Origin of the sequence: Actinomadura sp. 21ATH (assembly GCF_041951345.1) — a bacterium.
GTDB lineage: Bacteria > Actinomycetota > Actinomycetes > Streptosporangiales > Streptosporangiaceae > Spirillospora.
Map to the genome: position 1 here is coordinate 1 of NZ_JBGNUR010000049.1, position 747 is coordinate 747.

Consider the following 747-nt stretch of genomic DNA (forward strand, 5'->3'; position numbering starts at 1 on the left):
GTCGAGGTGACCGTCCAGCTGCCCGCCGGCTCCCGCATCCAGGTCACCGCCGCCGCCACCGAGCTGCGGGGCGTGGGCCGCCTCGGCGAGGTCGCCTTCGAGGGCGCCTACCGCCAGATCAAGGTGGACGAGGCCGCCGGCCTCCACCTCACCGCCACCGACGGCGACGTCGAGGTCGGCCGCCTCGGCGGCTCCGCCGACATCAGCACCCTGCGCGGCGACATCCGCATCGCCGAGGCCACCGGCGGCACCCTCGCCCTGAGCACCCAGTCCGGCGACATCCACGTCACCGCCGCCGCGGGCGTCTCGGCCGCCCTGGACGCCGGCACCGGCCACGGCCGCGTCCACAACTCCCTCACCAACACCGGCACCCCCCAGCTGACCATCCAGGCCACCACCACCCAGGGCGACATCACCGCCCGCAGCCTCTAACCCCCGCAGCCTCCAATCCCCCGGCAGCCTCTGCCCCCGCCCTCACACTGCGCACCTGCATCCCCGCCCCCCGAAGGAGCAGAAGACCGATGACGAATCTGGCGATCGAAGCGAATGGGCTGCGCAAGTCCTATCCCGGCAAGGACGGCGACAAGGTCGTGCTCGACGGCATCGACCTGGCCGTCCCGCAAGGAACGATCTTCTCCCTGCTCGGCCCCAACGGCGCCGGCAAGACCACCACCGTGCAGATCCTGTCCACGCTGATGCGCGCCGACGGCGGCCAGGTCACGGTGGCCGGGTTCGACCTGAACCGCC

2 protein-coding genes are annotated in these 747 nt (G+C 72.6%); both read left to right on the forward strand.

The genetic code is table 11. The features are described 5' to 3' along the window. The coding region (locus tag ACA361_RS42290) for a DUF4097 family beta strand repeat-containing protein (protein ID WP_375020797.1) at positions 1-432 on the forward strand (432 nt) is incomplete at its 5' end. An 89-nt stretch (positions 433-521) separates the two neighbouring features. Further along, positions 522-747 (forward strand): ATP-binding cassette domain-containing protein (locus ACA361_RS42295; protein WP_375020798.1); only part of this gene is annotated, 226 nt, incomplete at its 3' end.